The organism is Pseudomonas sp. JAI120, assembly GCF_014207255.1.
Lineage (GTDB): Bacteria > Pseudomonadota > Gammaproteobacteria > Pseudomonadales > Pseudomonadaceae > Aquipseudomonas.
In genome coordinates, this window is the sequence record NZ_JACHCZ010000001.1 from 128,058 (window position 1) to 151,371 (window position 23,314).

At 60.9% G+C, this 23,314-nt stretch carries 17 protein-coding genes; 7 read left to right on the plus strand and 10 right to left on the minus strand.

The genetic code is table 11. The annotated features are described in order from the left end of the window. Positions 1 to 175: 175 nt before the first annotated feature. The gene (lpxO, locus tag HDC32_RS00725) at positions 176 to 1,075 is read left to right on the plus strand and encodes a lipid A hydroxylase LpxO (RefSeq protein WP_184742100.1); all 900 of its coding nucleotides are present in this window, start codon (positions 176 to 178) and stop codon (positions 1,073 to 1,075) included. 18 nt (positions 1,076 to 1,093) lie between these two features. On the opposite strand, the gene ligD is transcribed toward lpxO, so the two are convergent. Together ligD and HDC32_RS00735 are read right to left on the minus strand one after the other, a co-directional pair. Continuing rightward, positions 1,094 to 3,571, minus strand: coding sequence for a DNA ligase D (ligD, locus tag HDC32_RS00730; RefSeq protein ID WP_184742101.1), 2,478 nt, complete (start codon positions 3,569 to 3,571; stop codon positions 1,094 to 1,096). Positions 3,572 to 3,595: 24 nt separating this feature from the next. Then, entirely contained in the window at positions 3,596 to 4,435 is an 840-nt protein-coding gene (locus HDC32_RS00735; RefSeq protein ID WP_184742102.1) for a Ku protein, read from the minus strand. A 184-nt stretch (positions 4,436 to 4,619) separates the two neighbouring features. Between HDC32_RS00735 and HDC32_RS00740 the strand changes: the two genes are divergently transcribed. Both HDC32_RS00740 and HDC32_RS00745 read left to right on the plus strand, forming a co-directional pair. Next, entirely contained in the window at positions 4,620 to 4,934 is a 315-nt protein-coding gene (locus tag HDC32_RS00740) for a hypothetical protein (RefSeq protein WP_184742103.1), read from the plus strand. A gap of 12 nt (positions 4,935 to 4,946) precedes the next feature. Beyond that, positions 4,947 to 6,104, plus strand: a complete 1,158-nt coding sequence (locus tag HDC32_RS00745) for a PQQ-dependent sugar dehydrogenase (RefSeq protein ID WP_167655281.1) — start codon at positions 4,947 to 4,949, stop codon at positions 6,102 to 6,104. A 42-nt stretch (positions 6,105 to 6,146) separates the two neighbouring features. Here the strand turns inward: HDC32_RS00745 and HDC32_RS00750 are convergent, their stop codons facing one another. Further along, entirely contained in the window at positions 6,147 to 6,626 is a 480-nt protein-coding gene (locus HDC32_RS00750; protein WP_131696470.1) for a DUF1348 family protein, read from the minus strand. A gap of 54 nt (positions 6,627 to 6,680) precedes the next feature. Then, complete coding sequence (locus tag HDC32_RS00755; protein ID WP_184742104.1) at positions 6,681 to 7,244, minus strand: TetR/AcrR family transcriptional regulator; 564 nt, start codon at positions 7,242 to 7,244, stop codon at positions 6,681 to 6,683. Positions 7,245 to 7,369: 125 nt separating this feature from the next. Here HDC32_RS00755 and pssA point away from each other — a divergent pair, with 125 nt between their 5' ends. Continuing rightward, positions 7,370 to 8,713 (plus strand): CDP-diacylglycerol--serine O-phosphatidyltransferase, encoded by a 1,344-nt coding sequence (gene pssA, locus HDC32_RS00760; protein WP_131696468.1) that lies wholly within the window; start codon positions 7,370 to 7,372, stop codon positions 8,711 to 8,713. 439 nt (positions 8,714 to 9,152) lie between these two features. Beyond that, entirely contained in the window at positions 9,153 to 12,590 is a 3,438-nt protein-coding gene (locus tag HDC32_RS00765; RefSeq protein ID WP_311771948.1) for a hypothetical protein, read from the plus strand. 42 nt (positions 12,591 to 12,632) lie between these two features. Here HDC32_RS00765 and efeO (HDC32_RS00770) read toward each other — a convergent pair whose 3' ends face one another. Genes efeO (HDC32_RS00770) through efeU form a run of 4 tightly spaced genes read right to left on the minus strand, consistent with a single transcriptional unit; the run spans position 12,633 to position 16,854 of the window. Further along, the gene (efeO, locus tag HDC32_RS00770) at positions 12,633 to 13,451 is read right to left on the minus strand and encodes an iron uptake system protein EfeO (protein ID WP_131696467.1); all 819 of its coding nucleotides are present in this window, start codon (positions 13,449 to 13,451) and stop codon (positions 12,633 to 12,635) included. Between the two features lie 25 nt (positions 13,452 to 13,476). Next, the gene (gene efeB / locus HDC32_RS00775; protein ID WP_131696466.1) at positions 13,477 to 14,781 is read right to left on the minus strand and encodes an iron uptake transporter deferrochelatase/peroxidase subunit; all 1,305 of its coding nucleotides are present in this window, start codon (positions 14,779 to 14,781) and stop codon (positions 13,477 to 13,479) included. A gap of 14 nt (positions 14,782 to 14,795) precedes the next feature. Then, the gene (gene efeO / locus HDC32_RS00780) at positions 14,796 to 15,998 is read right to left on the minus strand and encodes an iron uptake system protein EfeO (RefSeq protein ID WP_167655284.1); all 1,203 of its coding nucleotides are present in this window, start codon (positions 15,996 to 15,998) and stop codon (positions 14,796 to 14,798) included. Positions 15,999 to 16,008: 10 nt separating this feature from the next. Further along, a complete protein-coding gene (efeU, locus tag HDC32_RS00785) occupies positions 16,009 to 16,854 on the minus strand; it encodes an iron uptake transporter permease EfeU (RefSeq protein ID WP_145338643.1) in 846 nt (281 codons plus the stop codon). A 168-nt stretch (positions 16,855 to 17,022) separates the two neighbouring features. Here efeU and HDC32_RS00790 point away from each other — a divergent pair, with 168 nt between their 5' ends. Together HDC32_RS00790 and HDC32_RS00795 are read left to right on the plus strand one after the other, a co-directional pair. Beyond that, positions 17,023 to 18,039, plus strand: coding sequence for an AraC family transcriptional regulator (locus HDC32_RS00790; protein ID WP_131696463.1), 1,017 nt, complete (start codon positions 17,023 to 17,025; stop codon positions 18,037 to 18,039). Positions 18,040 to 18,058: 19 nt separating this feature from the next. After that, positions 18,059 to 18,583, plus strand: coding sequence for a hypothetical protein (locus HDC32_RS00795; protein ID WP_184742105.1), 525 nt, complete (start codon positions 18,059 to 18,061; stop codon positions 18,581 to 18,583). Positions 18,584 to 18,710: 127 nt separating this feature from the next. On the opposite strand, the gene HDC32_RS00800 is transcribed toward HDC32_RS00795, so the two are convergent. Continuing rightward, positions 18,711 to 20,126 carry an efflux transporter outer membrane subunit gene (locus tag HDC32_RS00800; protein WP_184742106.1) on the minus strand — a complete coding sequence of 472 codons (1,416 nt, stop codon included), beginning with the start codon at positions 20,124 to 20,126 and terminating at the stop codon, positions 18,711 to 18,713. Further along, complete coding sequence (locus HDC32_RS00805) at positions 20,123 to 23,302, minus strand: efflux RND transporter permease subunit (RefSeq protein ID WP_184742107.1); 3,180 nt, start codon at positions 23,300 to 23,302, stop codon at positions 20,123 to 20,125. The genes HDC32_RS00800 and HDC32_RS00805 overlap by 4 nt, the downstream gene beginning before the upstream one ends. Positions 23,303 to 23,314 lie beyond the last annotated feature (12 nt).

A 23,314-nucleotide genomic window follows, 5' to 3' on the forward strand; every position in this document is an offset into this window, starting at 1 on the left:
GATTAACTTTTGGTTACAAACTGTGGCTAAATAACTGCCACGGACCACGTATCGGGTCATTACTCAGCCGATCGCGCCAATTGTGTGAATTGTGATTTCAAACGCTGCTATCCATCCTCAGCCGTTGTGGGCGCGCAGGTGCAGCCTGTTTTCTTCTGACATGTGACGAACCCCCTTGAAACTCATCATTGTTGTTCTCTATGTGGCCTCCATTGCGTATGTACACCTGCGTGGTCGGGTGCGACATAAGCTGGGCCGCCAACTCAGTGATCATTCGACCTTCCTGGCGCCGATCAACTGCTTGCTTTACCTATGCTCCAAGCTACCCGGTCGTCCCTACCTGTCACCCAGTGATTTTCCTGACTTGAGCCCGCTGCAGGCGCATTGGAAGGAGATTCGCGAGGAGGGCCTGAGCCTGATGCGCGCGGGTGAAATCAAGCGTTCCGACCAGTACAACGATGTGGGCTTCAATTCGTTCTTCAAGTCTGGCTGGAAGCGCTTTTACCTGAAATGGTACGGCGAAAGCCATCCTTCGGCGATGAAGCTGTGCCCGCGTACCACCGAGCTGCTGCAGGGCATAGGCTCGATCAAGGCGGCGATGTTCGCCGAGTTGCCACCGGGCTCCAAGCTGGTGCGCCACCGTGACCCTTACGCCGGCTCGTACCGTTATCACCTGGGTCTGGTTACCCCGAATGATCCGGGCTGCTATATCAATGTGGACGGCGAGCACTACTACTGGCGTGACGGTGAGCCGGTGATGTTCGATGAGACCTACATCCACTACGCCGAAAACACCACGCAGCAGAACCGCATCATCCTGTTCTGCGATATCGAGCGGCCGATGAAATATCGCTGGGCTGCAGCGTTCAATCGTTGGTTCAGCCGCAACGTCATGGCCGCCGCCGGCTCGCCCAACGATGCAGGCGACAAGACCGGCGGGCTCAACCGCGCCTTTACCCGACTGTACAAAATTCGCTTGCGTGGCAAAAAGCTGAAAAAACGCGACCGCACGCGTTACTACCTGGAAAAATGGGCGATCTTCGCCGCATTGGCGCTCATATTTGTGCTGATTTGAGGCCAACCTGGGCGTAAGTCACTCCGGTGGCGTCGCGCCCAGCTTGTCCCACATCTTCTTGCTGATTTTCTGCCGATTGGCATAACCGGCCCATGGGTCAACCTTCAGCCCCTGCAAGCGTTGGTGCAGGTTGGCCACGGTCCATTGCTGGGCGCCACGCAACCCCTTCAATTCCTCGCGACTGACCGGTACCGATACTGGCAGCCCTGGGCGTGCGCGCACCGAATAGGCCGCTACCGTACTGGCGCCGCGTGCATTGCGCAGGTAATCGACAAAGATCTTACCCACGCGGTTTTTCGGCCCGGAGGTGGCGGTAAAGCGCTCGGGCAGTTGCTCGGTCATGAATTGGGCAATGGCCTTGGCAAAGGCCTTTACGGCGTCCCAGCTATCCCGGCGTGCCAGCGGTATGACCAGGTGCACGCCTTTGCCACCGCTGGTCTTGACGAACGCTTCCAGCCCCAGCTCGTCGAGTACCGACAACGTGAGCTGCGCGGCTTCCAGCATGGTTTTCCAGGGCAGCGCCGGGTCCGGGTCGAGGTCGAGCACAAACAGGTCCGGGGTTTCGATTTTGTCCGAGGTGGCGCCCCAGGTATGCAATTCGATGGTGCCCATTTGCACGGCCCCGATCAGGGCTTTCGTCGTGTCGATCTCCATCAGGCGCGCATGGCCTGGGTCCAGTGCCGGGTCCAGTTGCTTGATATTGGGAATGGCGAGGCGTTCCGAGTGCTTCTGGAAAAACTGCTCACCCTCGATGCCTTCCGGAGCCCTGAGCAGGGACACGGGGCGATGGCGCAGGAAAGGCAGGATCCACTCGCTGATGCCCTCGTAGAACTGCGCCAGTTGCTGTTTTTGCGTGCCGCTCTGCGGGTCGATGACACGCTCGGGGTGAGTGATGTTTACGCCGCCGCGTGGCTTAGCGGCTTTCACCGCTTTGAGGGAGTTTGCCGCGCGCGGCTGTTCATGGATGATCTGCGTTGCTGGCTTGTCGGTACGCAACCCCACGAAGGCTGCCTGGCGCACCACGCCTTCACGGGTCCACTCCGTAAACTGCACTTCGCCGACCAGGCGCGGTTCCACCCAGTGCACACCTCGTGCCTGGGCGCTGGTGAGGGGTTTTTCCAGGGGCGATGCGTCGCGCTCCAGCGGGGTGAGTTGTGCGTAGATGTTTTTCAATGAGGCTTGGTCGAAACCAGTGCCCACCCGCCCGGCGTAGACCAGCCCGCCATCGTCATTGACTGCCAGCAGCAGCGCGCCAAAACCGCTGCGCGACCCCTGGGGCCGGGTGTAGCCGACAATCACGAACTCCTGGCGCAGGCGGCACTTGAGCTTGATCCAATCGGTATTTCGACTGGAGACGTAGGGGCTGCCCTTACGTTTGCCGATCACGCCTTCCAAGGCCAGGTCGCATGCACTTTCGAAGATATCGCGTTGATTGGCGGCAAACGCTTCGGAGAAACGCAGCAGTTTGCTGCGGCTACCAGACAAGGCGTCCTTGAGCGCGGCGCGACGCTCCTCCAGCGGCGCCTGGCGCTGATCGCTGCCGTTTAAAAACGGCGCGTCGAACAGGTAGTAGACAATGTCCAGGCTGCGGCCGATATCAAAGGCATTTTGCAGCGCCTGAAAGTCCGGCAGGCCGTCGCCATTGAGGCTGACCACCTCGCCATCCAGCCAGCTGTCCTTGAGCTTTAGGGCGCGCAGGGCCTTGGCCTGGCGTGGCAGGCGTTCGGTCCAGTCGTGGCCGTTACGTGTAAACAGGCGGACCTCGCCGTCGCGGATGCGGGCGAGCATGCGGTAACCATCGAACTTGATTTCGTAGTGCCAATCGCCTTCTGGCGCGCGGTCTACCAGGGTTGCCAATTGCGGTGCGAATTGCTCGGGGAGGGCTGTCGCCTGCTTCTGTGGTTTGGCGCGAGGCTTGGCCTTGGGTTTACCGATGGATGCATCACTGAGGACGCTCTTTGGCTGGGCCTCCACAATGTCATAGTCGGCCGCAGAGCGGGCCTGTTGGTCGTGTTCCTTGATCAGCAGCCACTGCTCCTTGTCGCCGCTGCCCTTGAGGCGCGTACGCACCAGCGCCCAGTCACCCGAGAGCTTCTCACCGACCAGGGTAAATTTGAGTTTGCCGGCGGCGTAGGCCTTGTGCGGGTCGTCATGGGGTTGCCAGATGCCGCGGTCCCACACGATCACGTCGCCGGCGCCGTACTGGCCGGCCGGGATGCTGCCCTCGAAACCGCCATAACTGAGGGGGTGATCTTCAACATGCACCGCCAGGCGTTTCTGGCTCGGGTCCAGGCTCGGTCCCTTGGGCACTGCCCAACTGAGCAGCACGCCGTCGAGTTCCAGGCGGAAGTCATAGTGCAGGTTGCGCGCATCGTGCTTCTGGATCACGAAGCTCAGGGCCGAAGCCTCGCGCTTTCGACCTGCTGCGCTGCCTGATGGCTCAGCGGTGACCTCGAAATCGCGCTTGCGGTTGTATTCGCTCAGGGGCTTTGCCATGGAGTTCTCCGGTATATGGCAGGCTCAAGAGGCCTTTTTGCCAGCTTTTTTCGCCGCCGGTTTTTTCGTTGTTGGTTTTCCGGCCAGGCTGCGTTTGAGCAGCTCGGTCAGGTCGATCACATCGGCCGACTTGCGCTCGTCGCTGTCTTCCTGGGATTCGACGTCTTCGATCTTGCCTGCCTTGGCCTTCCTGGCCACCAGCGCCATGATCTTTTCCTGGAAACTGTCGCGATACTCCTCGGGCTGCCAGTCGGCGCTCATGTCTTCCACCAGACGCTTGGCCATGTCCAGCTCGCCCTTGGCCAGGTTGGGTTTGGTCACGTCGCTGGGGAGTTCCAGTTCATCCAGGCTGCGCACTTCAGCTGGCCAGCGCAGCATCACCAGCACCAGCGCCGACTCCAGGGGCATCAGTGCCGCCAGGTGTTGCTTGGTGTGCAACACCACATTGGCCAGGGCGACCTTGCGGGTTTTCTTCAACGTTTCGCGCAGCAGTGCGTAGACCTTGCCACCGCGTTTATCCGGGGCCAGGAAGTAAGGCGTGTCGATGTTCTGCAACGGAATTTGGTCGCTGGCGACAAACGCGATGATCTCGATGGTCTGGGTCGACTTGGGGTGGGCCGAGCGGATCTCATCTTCGCTGAGTACCACATAGCGGCCTTTCTCAAATGCCACGCCCTTGACGATATTCTCCTTGGTGACCTCCTTGCCGGTGTTCTTGTTGATGCGCTTGTAGCCCACCGGGTCCATGCTGCGCTTGTCCAGCCAGTCGAAATCCACGCCCTGGGCGGACGTGGCCGAGACCAGCGATACCGGAATATGAACCAGGCCAAAACTGATGGCGCCTTTCCAGATTGCCCGTGGCATACGTGCGATTCCTTAAGAAGAAGCTGTGTTCTGGTGACTCGACGGCTGCGTGAAAAGTTTCCCCCGGCAGATGCGCGGACAGATCGTGTTACACCTGATGAGAAACTATTTAGTTACGAAAGCCGAACCCAGGGCGTAGCGTGGTATCGAAAGCACGTACTCCTCGCCCCAGAGAGGCTTTGTCATGAAAAGCTGTGTGCGTCATCTCGCGGTGCTGGTGTTAGGCCTGACACTTGGGCCATTTGCCCATGCGCAAAACCTGCCCGGCAGAAGCGATTCCAATAACGGTCCGATCCACCGGGCCAATCCCAACAGCATGCAGGGCACCCAGCCCAATACACCGACGGTGCGTGGCATTCAGACTGTGCCGACCCCGCGTGCGCCGACCCTGGAAAACGGTGGTATCGGCAATCGCTATCCGCAACGCGATGCGACACCCAGCCGCCCGGCCACCGACACCAAAGCCCCCACCTATGATGCCAACGGCAATCGCCGGTAAGGACGCTGTCTTATGTTTATACGCAAAACCCTGCTAGCCACCCTGTGCGCCACCACGCTGCTTGCGCAGACGGCCGTTTATGCGGCCGATGCGCAGCAGTTCCCCAGCGAACAAGGCAGCATCTCCGCGACGCCGATCGCCAAAGGCCTCGATCACCCGTGGGCCGTGGCATTTCTACCCGACCAGCAAGGTTTCCTGGTGACCGAGCGTCCAGGCCACCTGCGCTTTGTCAGTCCGGACGGCAAGCTGTCTGCGCCGTTGACCGGCGTGCCTGAGGTGTGGGCCAAGGGGCAGGGCGGTTTGCTCGATGTGGTGCTGTCGCCGGACTTCAAGCAGGACCGCATGGTCTACCTGACGTACGCCGAAGGCGGTGGCAAAGGCGGTACGGCCGGCACGGCAGTGGGCCGCGGGCGCCTGGCGACGGACATGAGTGGCTTGACCGATTTCAACGTGATCCTGCGCCAGGAGCCGAAACTCTCCACCGGCAACCACTTCGGTTCGCGCCTGGCCTTCGACCGTGATGGCTACCTGTTCGTGACCCTGGGGGAAAACAACGATCGCCCGACCGCCCAGGACCTGGACAAGTTGCAAGGCAAAGTCGTACGGATCTACCCGGATGGCCGCGTGCCCGATGACAACCCGTTCGTCGGTCAACCCGGGGTACGCCCCGAGATCTGGTCCTACGGCCAGCGCAATCCGCAAGGGCTGGCGCTGAACCCATGGAGTGGCACGATCTGGGAAAACGAACACGGGCCGCGCGGCGGTGATGAAATCAACATTATCGAGCGGGGCAAGAACTACGGCTGGCCGCTGGCGACTCACGGCATCAACTATTCGCTCACACCGATTCCCGAGGCCAAGGGCAAGACCGCAGAAGGCACCGTGGCGCCTCATCATGTGTGGGAGAAATCACCGGCTATCAGTGGCATGGCTTTCTACGACGCCGACCGGTTCAAAGCGTGGCAGCACAACGTGTTCATCGGTGCGCTGGCCAGCCAGGAACTGATTCGGTTGCAGTTCGACGGCGACAAGATCATCCATGAGGAGCGTTTGCTGGGCGGCTTGAAGGCACGTATTCGCGATGTGCGGCAGGGGCCGGATGGCTTTCTGTATGTGCTGACGGATGAGGACGATGGGGTGCTGTATCGGGTGGGCCTCAATCAGGATTGAGCAATGAGCCGCAAGCTTGAAGTTTCAAGCTTGCGGCTTCAGTCAAAGCCCCAGAGCGGACAACCCCGGATGCTCATCCGGGCGTCGACCCAGCGGCCAGTGGAACTTGCGTTCGCTTTCCTTGATCGGCAGGTCGTTGATGCAGGCAAAACGATTGGCCATCAGGCCATTCTCGTCGAACTCCCAGTTCTCATTGCCATAGGAGCGGAACCAGTTACCCGAGTCGTCGTGCCATTCGTAGGCATAGCGCACGGCGATGCGGTTGTCGGTAAAGGCCCATAGCTCTTTGATCAGCCGATAATCCAGCTCCCTGGCCCATTTTCGAGTGAGAAAACCCTTGGCCTCTTCGCGGTTATGGACGAATTCGGCACGGTTACGCCATTGCGTGTCCAGGGTATAAGCCAGCGACACCCGGTGTGGGTCGCGGGAATTCCAGCCGTCTTCGGCCAGGCGCACTTTTTCAATCGCCGATTCACGGGTAAACGGCGGCAAGGGCGGACGTGTTTCTGCGGTAGATGACATCAGGTGGCTCCTTAAAACCCTACAGCGTTATCGAAAGTTGCCAGGCGTGTGGATTCACAGTCCCAATAACGTTCGCGCCATGCATTGCGCGTTATCAGCAGCTGTTGAATCACCCATGACCAGGGCAACGGTAATGGCGCCATCGATCAGGATCAGCAGTTGCGCGGCCTGCCGTTCGGGGTCGGGGGTGCCATGTGCCTGGCACAGTTCGAGTGCGTACTCGAACAGTTTCTGTTTATGGGCCTTGGCCAGCAGGCGGACCGGGTCGTGCGGGTCGCCGGTTTCGCCACTGGTGTTGATAAAGGCGCAACCTCGAAAGTCCGCCGAGGCGAACCAGGCCTTGAGGGCGTCGAACAGCGCGAGCAAGCGTTCGCCGCTGCCATCGACGCGCTCCACTTCGCCGTGCAGCCATTGCATCCAGCGCTCGTCGCGGCGCTGCAGGGCTGCGATCACCAGCTCATCTTTATTGGCGAAGTAACGGTAAATACTTTTTCGCGAGACGCCGGCGGTTCTCACCAGGAAGTCCATGCCGGTGGCGGCGATGCCGTGGCGATAGATCAACTTTTCAGTGACGTCGAGGATAATGTCGCGAGTTTCATTGTGGGGCATTTCGTTCATGCTTATAAAAGTAGAACGATCATTCTTCTTGGTCAATAAAAATTTTACTCTCTGGCACTGCGAGACCTGAGCACCCCCATGGTGTAAGCTCGGGGCCTCCTCGGATTCGACCCATTGCGAGCCCTATGCCGTCGTTCTTCAAACGCTCCCTGTTGCCCAAGCTGCGTGGCTTCCCCCTCACTCCCGACGCCCTTGACGTGCTGTCCGGCGCTGACGCGTTTCGCCGCTGCCTGCTGGAAAAAATTGCCCAGGCCACCCGACGCATCTACATCGTTGCGTTGTACCTGCAGCAGGACGAAGCAGGGCAGGAGATCTACGACGCCCTGCACGCCGCCAAGGCGGCGCGGCCGGAGCTGGACATCGTGGTAGTGGTCGACTGGCTGCGCGCCCAGCGCGGGCTGATTGGCGCCGGCAAGCAACCGGGCAACAGCGCCTGGTACCAGGCCATGACGCAGCGCCATGCCAGTGAAGTGCCGGTGTATGGCGTGCCGGTGCAAACCCGCGAGCTGTTCGGCGTACTGCACCTCAAGGGCTTTGTGATCGATGACAGCGTGCTGTACAGCGGTGCCAGCCTGAACAACGTGTACCTGCACAAGTTCGATAAATACCGCTTCGACCGTTATCACCTGATCCACAGCCAGCCGTTGGCCGATTCGATGCAGCATCTGGTGGAGCACGGCCTGGTGACCTCCAAGGCCGTGCACCGCCTCGACCTGCCCAACCTGCCGACCACCCGCAGCCTGCGCAACGACATCGGCGACCTGCGCAGCCGCCTCAAGCACGCGGCCTACGACACCACCGCAGGGCAGTTGCCCAACGGTCACCTGTCGGTCAGCCCGTTGCTCGGCGTGGGCAAGAACAACCCGTTGAACCGGGTGATCCTCGAACTGATCGCCAGCGCCCAGCATCAACTGACTATCTGCACACCGTACTTCAACCTGCCGCTGCCGGTGACCCGGGAAATCAACCGCGCCCTGGCGCGTGGGGTGAAGGTCGACATCATCGTCGGCGACAAAACCGCCAATGATTTCTACATCCCGCCCAGCGAACCCTTCAAGGTGATCTCGGCACTGCCGTATCTCTACGAAATCAGCCTGCGCCGTTTCGCAAAACGCCATCAATCGGTGATCGACAGCGGCCAGTTGAACCTGCACCTGTGGCGCGACGGTGACAACACCTACCACCTCAAGGGTATGTGGGTCGACCAACGCTACACCTTGCTCACCGGCAATAACCTCAACCCTCGGGCGTTCCGCCTTGATCTGGAAAACGCCTTGCTCGTCGATGACCCGCAAGGCCAGTGGCTGGAACCGCGACGTGCCGAGCTGGCGCAGATTTTCCAGCACACTACGCGGATCGAGCGTTACCAGGATTTGCAAACCCTGGTGGATTATCCCGAGGCCGTCGGCAAATTTTTGCGCCGTGTCAGCCGTGTACGAATCGAGCGGTTGTTGTACCGAATTCTCTAGTAACGGGTGCGTTGCGGCAGACTCGACTTCTTGAGACTTTGCCTCTGCAGCGGCTTTGGCGTGTGCTGTACGTTTTCTATTGACTGTTCTAAGGGACGAGAACTCTCGCCGTTCAATTGGCCAGGGGTTAATAGATATGTACACCACTCGATTCAGCAGTACTGTCCCGGCGCTCAGTGAGTTTCAGGCGCCCTCCCAGGGGGCGTTGTTGCACCCTGTCGCTGTACCTGACAGCCGGTCCAAACGTGCTGCTTTGGATACCGTAACGTCTCGACGCCATTTCCCCAGCGCCGCTGTTGCCGCTGCCGCGGATACCACGCTGCGCAAAAGGCTGGTTCAGTGGTTGACCACGGGCAGCGCGCCCGAAAACCTCATCCCCCCCAATGCGTCCATCGCCCCCTTTCTCCAGATGTACAACGCCGCAATCAATGAGCCGGCCGTGCTTGCCTGGTTTGAAGCCAAGGGCCTGAAGCTGTCGACCGTGCGGGTCTTTCGAGATTCGGTGGCAGGCACGGTGACGCGTGATGGCAAGGATACCTTTGAGCGGTTTACAGCCACGGATGGTTCGGGCTGGTGGGAGGTGAGCACAAAGATCAACGCCATCCAGCAGGTTCTGTCACCCCATGACCTGGGTGTGCCCGTTGCTGAAAGCCCTACCCAAGGTGCGGTGCCACGGGACGTGGTGCTGGATTTCTACGGCGTAAGGCCGCCGCTCAATGAACGGGCCTCGGCTGCAACGGGCACACAACTCAAGCGCGAGGGATGGCCCGCGATTTCTTCCACCTTGCGTGATCAGTGGGAGAAACAGTTCAAGCACCTGCTGCAACAGAACGATGACCAGGCAGTGCGCCGGCAATTGGTTGGCCAGTTGCAGCCGATGATCGCGGGCAAGGCGGACGGCGAATCACTCAAGCTGGATAACCATACGGTCTCCATTGCGAGAGGATCGACCCTGGATCAACTCAGTCAAGAGGCACGAAAGCAGTTCAATGCCTTTCTGACGACGCCGACCTTCCGGGATTTCCTGACGAAAGTGGGGTTCGCGGGAGAGGGCCGCGCATACAGGTTGTCCGAGGGGGAGCTCCAGATGCGCAACGCTGCCGGTCAATGGCGATCGTTGCAGGCGTATTTCGACGATGAAATCCAGAAAACCCTGGCCGCCGGCAGCGAAGAAGCACAACAGTCTGCCCGCCAGATGAACGCGAATCTCGATGATTTGCTGCAGATGAGTGGCAAGACCGGGAATGCCCTGTACAGCACTCGCACCTATGACGCGCGGCAGGCGTTGGCGTTTTATGCCCCTGATGCGCCGCAGACCGTGAGTGACGTGCGTGCCACATTGAGTTGGTTCAATACGTCGTTCCCGCCGCCGCTGCCGGCAGCCGATTACGCAGCCATGCTGCCCTATGAGCAGAGCGTGGGCGCCGCTTTGTCGGCCGATGCTCGTGAGGTATTGAAAGGCATGGCGCCAGCGGTGGTGTCATTGCTTGGACGCTTTACAGGCTCCAGTGTGGTTGAGCAATCGCCGCATGATCCGGACCGCCGTCTTGCCGACTTTTTCGATTCGCCACCGTGTATCGCCAAGGCCGACGAATTGGCCAAGCGGCTGAAGCTTTACGCCGTGGCCGACGGCCAGCCCTTGAGTAAAGCCAAGCGCCATCAACTTCTCGCTGCTGCGCTGAAGCTGAGTGTGAACGCTCCAGTGCCCGGCCGGCCAGGCGTGGTGGCCGGGTATTGGCTTTACCAGCCAGGCAACCTGGGCCGCACACTCAAGGATGTGCGCCAGGACGTGGAAAAACACCTGGAAAGCAAGGGGGTCGATGCCACGCTTTCGTCCCTGTTCGCCCACCTGTTCCTGGCCCACTCCGCACCGGAAATGCTGATCAAGGCCGATCCGGATGTGCCGAGGGAGGCCGCGCAGGCCTTCAACCGTGACCCGCAAAGCGTCAAGATCGGCTCCACCGGCTGGCTGGAAATGCGCCTGGGCTGCGCAATAGCCGATGCACTGTCCGGCGCGGGCAGTTCGCGATTGATGAACCTTACGCAAATCATGGCACTCTCGCGGCTTGACGCGGGTGGTGCAACGCAAGAGACGCTGCTCAAGACCCTGGCGACCAGGCCCTTGTTGGACTGGGCGGTCATGACCGGTATTTTCCCCATGACCCACGACGGCCAGTACTCCCCAGGGGATTATCAGGCCGCAGCACAGGCCTTTACCTCGCGGGAGAAGCAGATCCGCGAGGCCTTCAGCACGCTGACGAAAGAGCCGCCGACCCAGCGCAGCTTGCTGATCGAGCAACTGGTGCCGTTGTTCCCGGAAATGACCGCCGATGAAATACGTGAATTCAGGCTTGAACTGGACACTGACGTGCCCTTTGACCCTCGCCAGCATGCTCATTTGGAATCCCGTCGGCCGTTGCTGACCGATGTCATTCTGACGGAGCAGGTTCGCGATGACCCGTTGCTGGCCGTCGATCATTGGCTCAATACCCGGATCAGTGGGGAGCGACGCTACCGGTTCACCCATCCCGGAGTTTCCCAGGCAACCTTCGAGGCGCGCATCCGGCAGGTGCCAGAGATTGCCCCATTGGTGGAAGCCGCCGTTGATCGGCACATTGCCGATACCCGCGTGGCTCAGGCTACTGCATTGAAACTGATGATTGCCCAGTTGCCTGCGCAGGAACGTCTAGCGCTGGAGGCAGGCAAAATAGAATTTTTCACCGTACGCCAGGAAACCGGGGAAGCCCTGGAGGACGATCAGGGCCCCGACTCCAAAGTCGACGAAAACTGCGGCAGGCATGGTCTGCTGCTGCGTTATGAAACGGGCGTGGTAGAACCAAGGTTCGGTTACTACGAGGTGTTCCCGCGATCGATGCAGATGGTCAAGCGCACCGATTTGCCTTATCGGTTGACACTCAACGGTACTGTCGAGGAGGGCCGCAAGCCCCACGGGCCATTTGCTTATGTGCGCGCTCCGTTCCGGCTGGGGACTGAGCAAGCGTTGGATGTGATGGCCTACCGTTCAGGTTCGCCACCGCGTACGGGGGCCAAATCGAAGGTGATTCTCGACAAAGCCTCCACAGAACTGCCGCCGACGCCGCTGCCACGCCCTGGGGATACGGCGATCCAGCGTGTGCCCGATACCTTTGCTTCGACCAAAACCCAGCGAATTGTCAACGCTTTGCTGGCGCACAGTTTTGACGACAAGCGCGAGGCGCTGATTGAGTTTGCCAACCAACCCACGGGTCTACAGAGTCGACGCACCTATCCGTTTACCTCCGGCAGTCAGCTGTTCACCGCCGAGAACGCTCGTATGATGCTGAGCCTGATCCCGTTTGTGGGGGCGATTTCAGATATTGCACAAGGCAATGTGAAGGAGGGACTCAAGGGCTTGCTGATTGATTTCGCTTCGTTCGCCGCCACAGGAGGGCTGAGTGGGGCGAGCCGATTTTTGCGCGGCGTAAAAAAGCTGGTGCTGTTCAATGGCAAGTCATTCTGCCTGCCAGGGCTCAAAGGCGCCGCGCCGTTGCTACGTAGCCTGTTCAATCCTCTGGACGGTACGATTGACGTGTTCAAATCCGGGTCGAATGCCATCGATGCAATGCGCAAAATCATGAAAGGTGAAGTCGCTCGCCTGGCGCCCGGCCTCTATATGCCGACCACGGCATTCGAGAAGTGTCGTTGGGCGGTGGGCGTTCAAGGTTGCCTCTTCCCGGGAGGCGTTCGATCGTTCAGGGCTGTGTCGGGCGTTCGAACGGGCAACGTGGGGGCTCTTGAAATCCAGGCGATCCAGAAAAATGCCGGGTGGTATGCGATCAATCCCAGCTCTGGCGAGCCCGAGGGTGCACCGCTGAAGCATTTCAGGGTTCGGGGTTGATAGGTGCCGCCCAGGCTCATTGCGAACCTGGGCGGCCACGGATCAGTTCAGGCCCAGCTTGCCACGCAGGGTCGACAGGTCTTCGGCCAGGGTGTTAACCGGACCCACCAGCGCCTTGCGGTCGTTTTCCTTGACCTTGTCATAGGTCTCGAAGCCGCCGTCCTTGGTCTTGTACTTGGCCAGGATCTTGTCCACGGCGGCGAAGTTCTTGTCGACCTTGGCCAGGAAGGCCTTGTCCTGTTTCTCGATCTGGCCACGGAACAGGTCGACGATTTTCTTCGCGCCGTCGATGTTGCCCTGGAAGTCATACAGGTCGGTGTGGCTGTAGCGGTCTTCTTCACCGGAGATCTTGGTGGCGGCGACTTCTTCCAGCAACGCTGCGGCACCGCCGACAACTTTCTCCGGCGGGAAAGTCAGGCCGTCGACACGGGTTTTCAGGTCGTTGACGTCGGTGTTGAGCTTGGCCGTCAGGGCTTCCAGGCCCTTGGTCGAGTTCTGCGAGAACAGCGCGTACTCGATGCGGTGGAAACCGGTGAAGTCTTCGGCGGTCACGCCTTTTTCGTGGTCATCGACACGGGAGTCGATCGAGGCGTCGAGGTCGCTGAACAGCTCGGCGATCGGCTCGATGGACTCATAGTGCACACGGGTCGGCGCGTAGAGCTTCTTGGCGGTGGCGAGGTCGCCTTTGTTGATGGCATCGGTAAAGGCCTGGGTCTGGGTGACCAGCTCGCCGATTTCCTCGGTAACGTAGATCTTGTAGTCCGACACCGGGCCTACCAGGTCCAGTGGCGCGGTGGCGGCGAAGGCTGCCAGCGGCGAAAGGGTCATTAACAACGACAACGCGATAGTCGACTTCTTCATGGGACGTTTTCCGCTCTGGTGTGTTTTAGGTGTTGGCAGTGGTTTGAAGGTGCGTGGCAGCGAGCAGCGTGCGCCCAATGAAATCCTTGGGCCCCGTGACCCCCGGCAACGTGAAGAAGTACCCGCCGCCGACCGGCTTGAGGTATTCCTCCAAGGGTTCGCCGTTGAGCCGGGTTTGCACGCTGATAAAGCCTTTCTCCAGGTCAGCCTGGTAGCAGATGAACAACAGCCCCATGTCCAGCTGACCGTTTTTATTGACGCCGTTGGAGTAGTTGAACGGCCGACGCAGGATCAGGTTGGCCTGGGTCTGCGCAGTACGCGGGTTGGCCAGGCGGATATGGGCATCAAGCTTGGTCAGCTTGCCTTCCGGGTCCTTGCTGTAGTCGGGCACCTGGGATTCTTTCTGGCCATCCATCGGCGCGCCGGTTGGCTTGATACGGCCGATGATGCTTTCTTGCTCCTGCAGCGGCGTGCGGTCCCAGCGTTCGACGAAGTTGCGGATGATGCGCACCGCCTGATAGCTGCCATGGGCCGCCCAGCTCGGTTCGTCGCTGCCGGGTTGGACCCACACAATCTGGTCCATGGCCTTGCTGTCGTTGGAGTTAGGGTTGGCCGAACCATCGCGAAAACCCAGGAAGTTGCGCGCGCTCTGCGCCGGCTCGCCGGGCTTGGCCGGCGCCTGGGGCGGCACGCTGCCTTCCTGCTTCCAGCGCACCAGCAGCAGGTCGGGCAGGTTCTTCACGATGTCGCGCAGGGCGTGGATATTGGTGTCCGTGGTGTTGGAGCTGAATTGCAGGCTCAGGTCGCCATGGCACTGCGCCGGTTCCAGCGCATCGTTGGGGAAGCCCACCATGCGGCTCAGGCGCTTGGGTTTGACGGCGGCCAGGCCGAAGCGCTCATCGAACAACGATTCGCCGACGGACACGGTGATGGTCAGGTTATCCGGCGTGACCACCGGGCCGAGAATGCCGGAATCGGTGGGCGGCAGCTTCGGGTCGACCTGGGGCACGGTGCCGCCGGTCATCAGGAAGCCGATGCGCTCGTTCAAGGTGCGGAACAGACGCTCCAGGTCTTCGCGGTCGCTGGCCAGGACATCGAACGCCACGACCATGCCGCAGGCCGGGCGCGGGGTGACGATGCCGCTTTGGTGCTGGCCGAAAAAGTCGTGGTGGTCCTGGGTCTTGTCACTGCGCGGTGCGGTAGTGACTTGCTCGGCGGCGGCCGCCATGGCCGGGCAGGTCAGGGTGCTGCCGGCGATGGCGGCACCGGTTGCGGCCATGCCCAGGAGGACACGGCGACGTTGTGCTGAAAACTGTTCTGAATCACTCATGTGTGCGGTCGTCTTCACTGCAGGCCGGAGAGGCCAAGGGCGGGGTCGATTCCATCGAGTGCGGCGGCCAGAGCCTTGGCCTTGTTTGCGATCTGCTTGCGCTGATCGGCGGTAACGCTGTCGTATGTGACGTAGCCTTTGTCGAGCTTGAAACCCTGGAGCTCGGTATCGAAGGCGGCGAGGGCGCTGTCGACGGTCGGCAGCAGGTCGGCGGCGGACTTGGTCAGCAGCGGACGCATCAGCTCGACCACCTTGTGCGCGGCCTCCAGGTTCGCGGCGAAACCATTCAGGTCGACATGGCTGTAGCGCTCCTCTTCACCGCTGATGGCGCGTACATCCGCCAGGCTGTTGAGGTTGCGCACTACGATGCTGACCAACTGCTCCGGCGGCAGGGACTGCGCCAGCAATTGCTGCTTGAGGGTGGTGACATCGGTCACCAGGCGCTGCGCAATCGGCGCCAGGCCATCAAGGCTGCGTTGCTGGAACAGGCTGTATTCGAGGCGATGGAAGCCGCTGAAGGCCGGGTCTTGCTCACGTTTTTCAAAATAGTCGGCACGGGCGTTGATGGCGTTGTCCAGCTCGGCCAAGCGCTGTGAGGCCGGGGCCAGACGTTGGTAAGCCTCACGGGCCGGCACATACAGCGCTTGCGCTTGGGCCAGGTCGCCAGCGTCGATCGCTTGTTGCAGGGCGGTCACGGCCTTGACCAGGGCACCGCCCTGGCTGCTCAGGTACACGCGAAACTCAGACAGCGGGCCGATAAACGCCACCATCGACGGCTTGGCCTTGGCCTGGGCGTCGGACTCAGCGGTTGGCGTCACATGCAGGGTGCCGCGCGGGTTGCTCAGCAGGCCGCACGTGATCGCATAGTCCCCCGGCAACAGGTTGGCGTTGATCACCTGGCTCAGGCCTGGGGCGATGTTTTCGCGCTCTTCGACCACCAGCACGCCGTCGAGGATTTCCCACTCCACCGCCCGGTCAGAGCGGTTGATGATGCGAAAGCTCGCCCGGCCGGCCGGCACGCTCAGTGCATTGGGCTCGCAGGCGTGGCCATGGATGGTCACGGCGATTTCATTGTGGTTGGTCTGGCGCTTGCTGGCCGCCAGTTGCGAGGCGTAATAGAACAGGCCACCGGCGGCGATCATCACGACCACCGAGCCGGCAACCGCCCAGCGCAGGGCGCGGGGGGGCGAAGCGGGTTGAGGCGTTGGGTTGGACAAGAGACGGTCCTTACTGGCTGGAAACGGAAGAAGGGCTAGCGGCAGGCTTGGCCGGTGCCGCGGGCAGGAAAAACATCACCAGCGCCACCATCAGATAAATCAGATAGGCGCCCAGGGTGCTGATGGTCGGCGCTTCCTGGTAGCCGAACATGCCGGCCAGTACCGAACCGAGCGGGCTGTCCATCGGCAGCACGGCGCTGAAATCGAACAACACGGTCTGCCAGTGGTTCCACACGCCCGCTTCGTGCAGGGCTTGCACCGAGTTGGCGAGGATGCCGGCGGCTACCACGAGGATGAACAGGCCGGTCCAACGGAAAAAAGCACCGAGGTTCAGGCGCATGCTGCCGGTGTAGATCAGGAAGCCGACGATGATCGCCAGGACCAGGCCGAGCAGCGCGCCAATCGGCGCGCCTGGGCCTTCGCTCTGTTGGAACACTGCCAGCAGGAAAAATACGGTTTCCAGGCCTTCACGAGCGACGGCGAAGAACACCATGAGGATCAATGCCGTGACCTGGTGTTTGGAACCGGTCAACGCCTGATCAAGCGAGGCGTGCAGCGAATGCTTGATGGAGCGCGCGACCTTGCGCATCCAGAACACCATGGAACTGAGGATGCCCACGGCGACCAGGCCGACGATGCCTTCGAACAATTCCTGCTGCTTCTGCGGAAACTCGGCGCTGACCAGTTCCAGGCCACCGCCCACCAGCAAGGCCAGGGCAGCGGCGAGGAACACGCCGATCCACACGGCGGGCATCCACTGGCCACGGCCGGTTTGTTGCAGGTAACTGGCGATGATGCCGACGATCAGCGCGGCTTCAATGCCTTCGCGCAGCATGATGAGAAAGGGAACAAGCATCGGTCACCGCAGCTTAAGTAGATAGGAGGCTAAGTTGTAACATAATGATACTCATTGCTAAACGGGAAATCTTGACGTTTGCTGAACAATGGCTGAACGGTGGTGGCGAATCGCAACCCACCTTATGATGCACGGCATCTAGAGCACCGCCGGATTGCCCAACGCCCCATGTCGGAAAAAGACACCATCTCCCTCCACCTCGTGCGCGAAGCCTTGTTGCAAAGCTGCGCACCGGGACCGGCCACTGTCGAAGTGTTGAGCAAGGTCGGTATCGATCCGGCATTGCTGGAGCAACCCGACGCCCGGGTTCCGGCTACTGCCTACGCACGTTTGTGGCGTTTGCTGGCAAGGCGCATGGACGATGAGTTCTTCGGCATGGACCCGCGCAAGCTCAAGTCCGGCAGCCTCGAGTTCCTCTGCCGCGCCGCCATTGCACAACCCAGCCTGGCAGAGGGCCTGCAAACCGCCTTGGGTTTCCTCTCACTGATGCTGGAACACCTGCCGGCCCAGTTGGTGCGCCAACAGAGCCTGGCGGAAATCGTGTTGCACGAACCAGAAGCTGAGCCCAATCGAGCATTCACCTATTTCACCTACTGGATGATCGTGCACGGCGTCGCCTGCTGGCTGGCTGGCCGGCGCATCCCGATCCTGGCCATTGAACTGCGCTGCCCGCAGCCGGACTTTTGCGATGACTACCAGGTGATGTTTTCCGACAACCTGCGTTTTGATCGGCCACGCACCCGCATGATCTTTTCCGCTGACTGCCTGGACCTGCCGATCAAGCGCAGCCCGGAAGAACTCAAGCGCTTCCTCGCCCACGCGCCGGCCAACATCCTGGTCAAATACCGCAACCCGGACAGCCTGGCTACGCGCATCAAGCACGACCTGCGGCAAATGCCTCCCGACACTTGGCCTGAGACCGAGGGCCTTGCTGCCACGCTGTTTATCTCCGCTTCCACGCTGCGCCGCCGTCTGGCGGAAGAAGGGCAGAGCTATCAGGGCCTCAAGGACAGCGTGCGCAAGGAGTTGGCGATTGTCTGGCTGGCCGAACCGCAGATCAGCTTTGCCGAGATCGCGGCGCGGTTGGGGTTTGCCGATACCAGTTCGTTTTATAAGGCGTTTCGTAAGTGGAGCGGGTCGAATCCGGGGCATTATCGTAGTTTGATTCTTAACGATGCCGGATAAGTCTTCAGGGAGACAGGTAGTGCTCAAGTCATGGTTGATCTGTATTTGTTGTGCTCTGTTCCCGCTCACCGCCTGGTCGGCACTGGGTATTGGTGATTTCACTCTGGGGATGCCTCGCACGCAGGTCATGGACATCCTGCAGCGGTATTTTCCGAAGGTGGAACTGGAGAGCAACCTCTCCTATTCGGTGCCGATGCCTTACTACCGCGCGATCGAGCCTTCCAGCCCCTATCTTTTGGGCGATGTGCCGATCTATGTGGTGGGTGTCTATTTCGACGAAGACGACCGGCTCAAGCAACTGAGTATCGCCTTCAATATAACCGACCCCGAGCGTCTCAAACCGCTGATACCGTTGATGCGCGAAGCACGCTTGGTTCCGGACACGAATGGGCGTTATGAGGTGATGATCGAGGAGGGTGAGCTGACTTATTGGGTCTCCAGGATATTCGAGTGGACCACCGTAGAGATCGCCAACAAGGCCGCTTCGAAGGTCAATATTCCGATGCGCATGCACCGTGATCAGCAAATCAAGGCGGCCAGGTAGCCTTCCGGCCAGCCAAATATGCAGGTCAGCCCTCTGGCGTTGTTGCAGCCAAAAAAAAGCCCCATGACCAAATAGACCACGGGGCTAAAAATTGGCTGGATGCGACCAACCAAAGGAGCTCTTTACGTTACTGGGCAGTCGCCACGACGGTGTCCGGCTTCCAGCCACCCCCCAGCGCCTTGTAGATCGCCACAATCCCGCGATACAGGTCCACTTCGGCCTGGGCCTGGGAGTCTTCGGCGGCGAGGCGTTCGCGTTGCGCGTCGAGCAGGACGAGGAAGTCCACGGTGCCTTCGCGGTAGCGGATCGCGGCGAGGTCGGCGGCGGCTCGGCTGGATTCGCTTTGGCGGATCAGCGAGACCAGGCGTTGCTGACGCTTGCCGTAATCACTGAAGGCATTCTCGGACTCTTCCAGCGCCAGCAGCACTTGTTGCTCGTAGCTCGCCAGGGCGCCATCGGCTTCGGCGTCTGCGCCACGCAGACGGGCACGTACGCTGCCCAGGTCGAAGGCGGCCCAGGTGATGCTCGGGCCGAGTGCCCAGGCATTCGCGGCGGACGAGCCGATCTGTGAACCGCGCCCGGCGGTAAAGCCGAGGAAGCCGCTGAGGCTGACCCGTGGGAACAGGTCGGCCTTGGCCACGCCGATACGCGCGGTGGCGGCGGCCAGTTTGCGTTCGGCGCTGAGGATGTCCGGGCGCCGTTGCAGCAGTTGCCCCGGGTCGCCGATCGGCAACGCCTTGGCAATCGCCGGCAGGTCTTTCGGGCTCAGGTCCACCGTCAGCTTGTCGGGACGCTGGCCGAGGAGGGTGGCGATGCGGTTACGCTCACGCACCTGTTCGGCCTGCAGTTGCGGCACGCTGGCTTCCACTGCGGCGAGGCGTGCGTCGGCGCGCTCCACGTCGAGTTGGTCACCCACACCGGCATCCCGCAGGCTGACGGTGATGGTGCGTGAGTCCTGCTGGTTCTTCAGGTTGTCGAGGGCGATGCGTTCCCGCAGTTGCGCGCCGCGCAGTTGACCGTAGGCGTCTACCAGTTCGGCAATCATGGTGACTTGCAGTTGGTACAGGTCGGCCTCGGCGGCTTGCTGGTCGGCGTCGGTGGCTTCCAGGTTGCGCTGGATGCGCCCGAACAGGTCCAGCTCCCAGGCCATGTCCAGGCCCAGGTCGTACCGCTCGGTCTTGACCCGGCTGGTGGTCTGGCCGGGGATCTGGCCCTTGCCCTGGTCGCTGCTGACGCGGCTGGTAATCGTCGGCATGGCATCGTTGCTGGCGTCATCGCGGATTGCACGGGCAGCGCGCAGACGGGCAAACGCCACGCGCAGGTCACGGTTACCTTGCAGCGATTGCGTGACCAACTGGTTGAGGGTCGGGTCGTCGAACTGCTGCCACCAGATGCCTTCGAACTTGGCGTGGTCATACTGCTTGGCGTCCGCGGCGGCGGTGATGTTCGCCGCCTCCGGGGTCTGGGTTTTGTAGTCCGGGCCCACGGCACAGGCGCTCAGCGCCAGTACCAGCAAGCTCGGCAGGAATACTTTCACGCTCATTGCTGTGTCTCCAGCTTCAAGGCCTTGGCCGCTTTGCGCGCTTCGCTGCGCTCCACATAGCGACGGATCAGTACGTAGAACACTGGCGTCAGCAACAGACCGAAGAAGGTCACCCCGATCATTCCGGAGAACACCGCCACGCCCATGGCATGCCGCATCTCGGCACCGGCACCGCTGGACAACACCAGTGGCACCACACCCATGATGAAGGCGAACGAGGTCATCAGGATCGGCCGCAGACGCAAGCGGCAGGCTTCCAGGACCGCAGCGAGCGGGTCGAGGCCTTCCTGCTGTTTGTCCTTGGCGAACTCGACGATCAGAATCGCGTTCTTGCATGCCAGGCCCACCAGTACGATCAGGCCGATCTGGGTGAAGATGTTGTTGTCGCTACCCGAGATGATCACCCCGGTGATGGCCGACAGCAGCGTCATCGGTACGATCAGGATCACCGCCAGCGGCAGGCTCCAGCTTTCGTATTGGGCGGCCAGGACCAGGAACGCCAGCAGTACGCAGAGCGGGAACACGAACAGCGCGGTGTTGCCCGAGAGGATTTGCTGATAGGTCAGGTCCGTCCACTCGTAGGTCATGCCGTTGGGCAGTTCATCCTTCAACAGTTTTTCAATCGCCGCCTGGGCCTGGCCGGAGCTGTAGCCCGGTGCCGCGTTGCCGTTGATTTCGGCGGTGATAAAGCCGTTGTAGTGCATCACGCGGTCCGGCCCCGAGGTGTCGCTGACCTTGATAAAGGTCGCCAGCGGGATCATCTCGCCTCTGTTGTTGCGCACTTTCAGCTGGCCGATCTGGTCGGACTCCTGGCGGAACTGTTGCTCAGCCTGCACGTTGACCTGATAAGTACGGCCGAAGCGGTTGAAGTCGTTGGCATACAACGAACCCAGGTAGACCTGTAGGGTGTCGAAGATGTCGCTGATCGCCACGCCGTGGGTCTTGGCCTTTTCGCGGTCGATGGCGGCATCGACCTGGGGCACGTTGACCGTGTAGCTGGTGAACAGGCCGAACAGCTCCGGCACGCCGTGGCTCTTGGTGATGATGTTCTGCACTTCTTTGTACAGCTCGTCATAACCCAGGTTGCCACGGTCTTCGATCTGCAGGCGGAACCCGCCGATAGTGCCCAGGCCCTGTACCGGCGGCGGTGGGAAGATCGCCATGTAGGCTTCTTCGATGTTGGCGTACTGGCCGTTCAGCGCACCTGCAATCGCCCCGGCGGACATGCTCGGGTCTTTACGTTCATCGAATGGCTTCAAGGTCACGAACACGATGCCGCTGTTCGGGCTGTTGGTGAACCCGTTGATCGACAGGCCAGGGAAGGCAATCGCGGCTTCCACACCGGGCTGTTTGAGGGCGATGTCCGACATGCGCTTCATCACGTTTTCGGTGCGATCCAGGCTCGCAGCGTCGGGCAATTGGGCGAAGGCCACCAGGTATTGCTTGTCCTGGGCCGGTACGAAACCGGTTGGGGTGTGGGCAAATCCGAAGAAGGTCAGCACCATCAGGCCGGCGTACACGAACAGGGCAATGCCCGTGCCGCGAATCACCCGGCGTACGGTACTCACGTAGCCATGGCTGGACTTTTCGAAAAAGCGGTTGAACGGACGGAACAACCAGCCGCCGAACAGCTTGTCGAGGACCTTCGAGAAGCGATCCTTCGGTGCGTCGTGACCGCGCAGCAACACGGCGGCCAGGGCAGGGGACAGGGTCAGCGAGTTGAACGCCGAGATCACCGTCGAGATCGCAATGGTCAAGGCGAACTGTTTGTAGAACTGCCCGGTCAAGCCGCTGATAAACGCCGCTGGAATGAACACCGCACACAGCACCAGCGCCGTGGCGATGATCGGGCCGGTCACTTCGCTCATGGCTTTTTCAGTCGCCGGGAACGGCTCCAGGCCCAGCTCGATATTTCGTTCGACGTTCTCCACCACCACGATGGCGTCGTCCACCACGATACCGATGGCCAGTACCAATCCGAACAGCGACAGCGCGTTGAGCGAGAACCCGAACAGGTGCATCACCGCAAAGGTACCGATCAACGATACCGGCACCGCCACCAACGGAATGATCGAGGCGCGCCAGGTCTGCAGGAACAGGATCACCACCAGCACCACGAGGATCAGCGCTTCGAACAGGGTGTGCACCACCGCTTCGATGGAACCGCGCACAAAGATCGTCGGGTCATAGGCGATGCGGTAATCCATGCCGGCCGGGAAGCTCTTTTTCAGCTCGGCCATCTTGCTGCGCACATCGTTGGAGATATCGATGGCATTGGAGCCGGGACGCTGGAAAATCGGAATCGCGACGGCCGGCTGGTTGTCGATCAGCGAGCGCAGCGCGTATTGGCTCGACCCCAACTCGACCCGGGCGATGTCCTTGAGGCGCGTGATTTCACCGTTGGCGCCGGCGCGGATCACAATGTTCTCGAACTCTTCCTCGGTGACCAGGCGACCCTGTGTGTTCACCGACAACTGGAAGCTGGTGTCAGACGGTGCAGGCTGGGCGCCCAGGGCACCGGCTGCCACCTGGCGGTTCTGCTCACGGATCGCGGTGACCACATCGGTCGCAGTCAGGTTGCGCGAGGCGGTCTTGTTCGGATCCAGCCATACACGCAAGGAGTAGTCGCCCATGCCGAACAACTGCACGTCGCCCACGCCGCCCAAGCGGGCCAGCTCATCCTTGATATTGAGGATCGCGTAGTTGGACAGGTACAGCATGTCGTAACGCTGATCCGGGGAGGTCAAGTGCACCACCATGGTCAGGTCGGGGGAGGCCTTGTCCACGGTGATACCGATGCGCGTCACTTCCTCAGGCAGTTTTGGCTGAGTCCGCGTCACCCGGTTTTGCACCTGCACCTGCGCATTGTCCAGGTCGGTGCCCAGGGCGAAGGTGATGGTCAGGGTCAGCTTGCCGTCGGCAGTCGATTGCGAGGACATGTACAGCATGCCCTCGACGCCAGTGATGGCTTGCTCCAACGGCGCGGCCACGGTTTCACCGATGACCTTGGGGTTGGCGCCCGGGAAGTTGGCACGCACCACCACGGTCGGCGGCACGACTTCCGGGTATTCGCTGATCGGCAATTGGAACAGCGAGATCGCACCGGCGATCAGGATCAACAGCGACAGCACCGCTGCGAAGATCGGCCGCGAAATGAAGAACTTGGAAAAATTCATCTTGAGTCGTAT

Bases quoted from the DNA above. Each gene is read 5' to 3' on its own strand.
- ligD (WP_184742101.1), bottom strand. From the start codon at position 3,571: ATGGCAAAGCCCCTGAGCGAATACAACCGCAAGCGCGATTTCGAGGTC.
- HDC32_RS00735 (WP_184742102.1), bottom strand. From the start codon at position 4,435: ATGCCACGGGCAATCTGGAAAGGCGCCATCAGTTTTGGCCTGGTTCAT.
- HDC32_RS00740 (WP_184742103.1), top strand. From the start codon at position 4,620: ATGAAAAGCTGTGTGCGTCATCTCGCGGTGCTGGTGTTAGGCCTGACA.
- HDC32_RS00745 (WP_167655281.1), top strand. From the start codon at position 4,947: ATGTTTATACGCAAAACCCTGCTAGCCACCCTGTGCGCCACCACGCTG.
- HDC32_RS00750 (WP_131696470.1), bottom strand. From the start codon at position 6,626: ATGTCATCTACCGCAGAAACACGTCCGCCCTTGCCGCCGTTTACCCGT.
- HDC32_RS00755 (WP_184742104.1), bottom strand. From the start codon at position 7,244: ATGAACGAAATGCCCCACAATGAAACTCGCGACATTATCCTCGACGTC.
- pssA (WP_131696468.1), top strand. From the start codon at position 7,370: ATGCCGTCGTTCTTCAAACGCTCCCTGTTGCCCAAGCTGCGTGGCTTC.
- efeO (WP_131696467.1), bottom strand. From the start codon at position 13,451: ATGAAGAAGTCGACTATCGCGTTGTCGTTGTTAATGACCCTTTCGCCG.
- efeB (WP_131696466.1), bottom strand. From the start codon at position 14,781: ATGAGTGATTCAGAACAGTTTTCAGCACAACGTCGCCGTGTCCTCCTG.
- efeU (WP_145338643.1), bottom strand. From the start codon at position 16,854: ATGCTTGTTCCCTTTCTCATCATGCTGCGCGAAGGCATTGAAGCCGCG.
- HDC32_RS00790 (WP_131696463.1), top strand. From the start codon at position 17,023: ATGTCGGAAAAAGACACCATCTCCCTCCACCTCGTGCGCGAAGCCTTG.
- HDC32_RS00800 (WP_184742106.1), bottom strand. From the start codon at position 20,126: ATGAGCGTGAAAGTATTCCTGCCGAGCTTGCTGGTACTGGCGCTGAGC.
- HDC32_RS00805 (WP_184742107.1), bottom strand. From the start codon at position 23,302: ATGAATTTTTCCAAGTTCTTCATTTCGCGGCCGATCTTCGCAGCGGTG.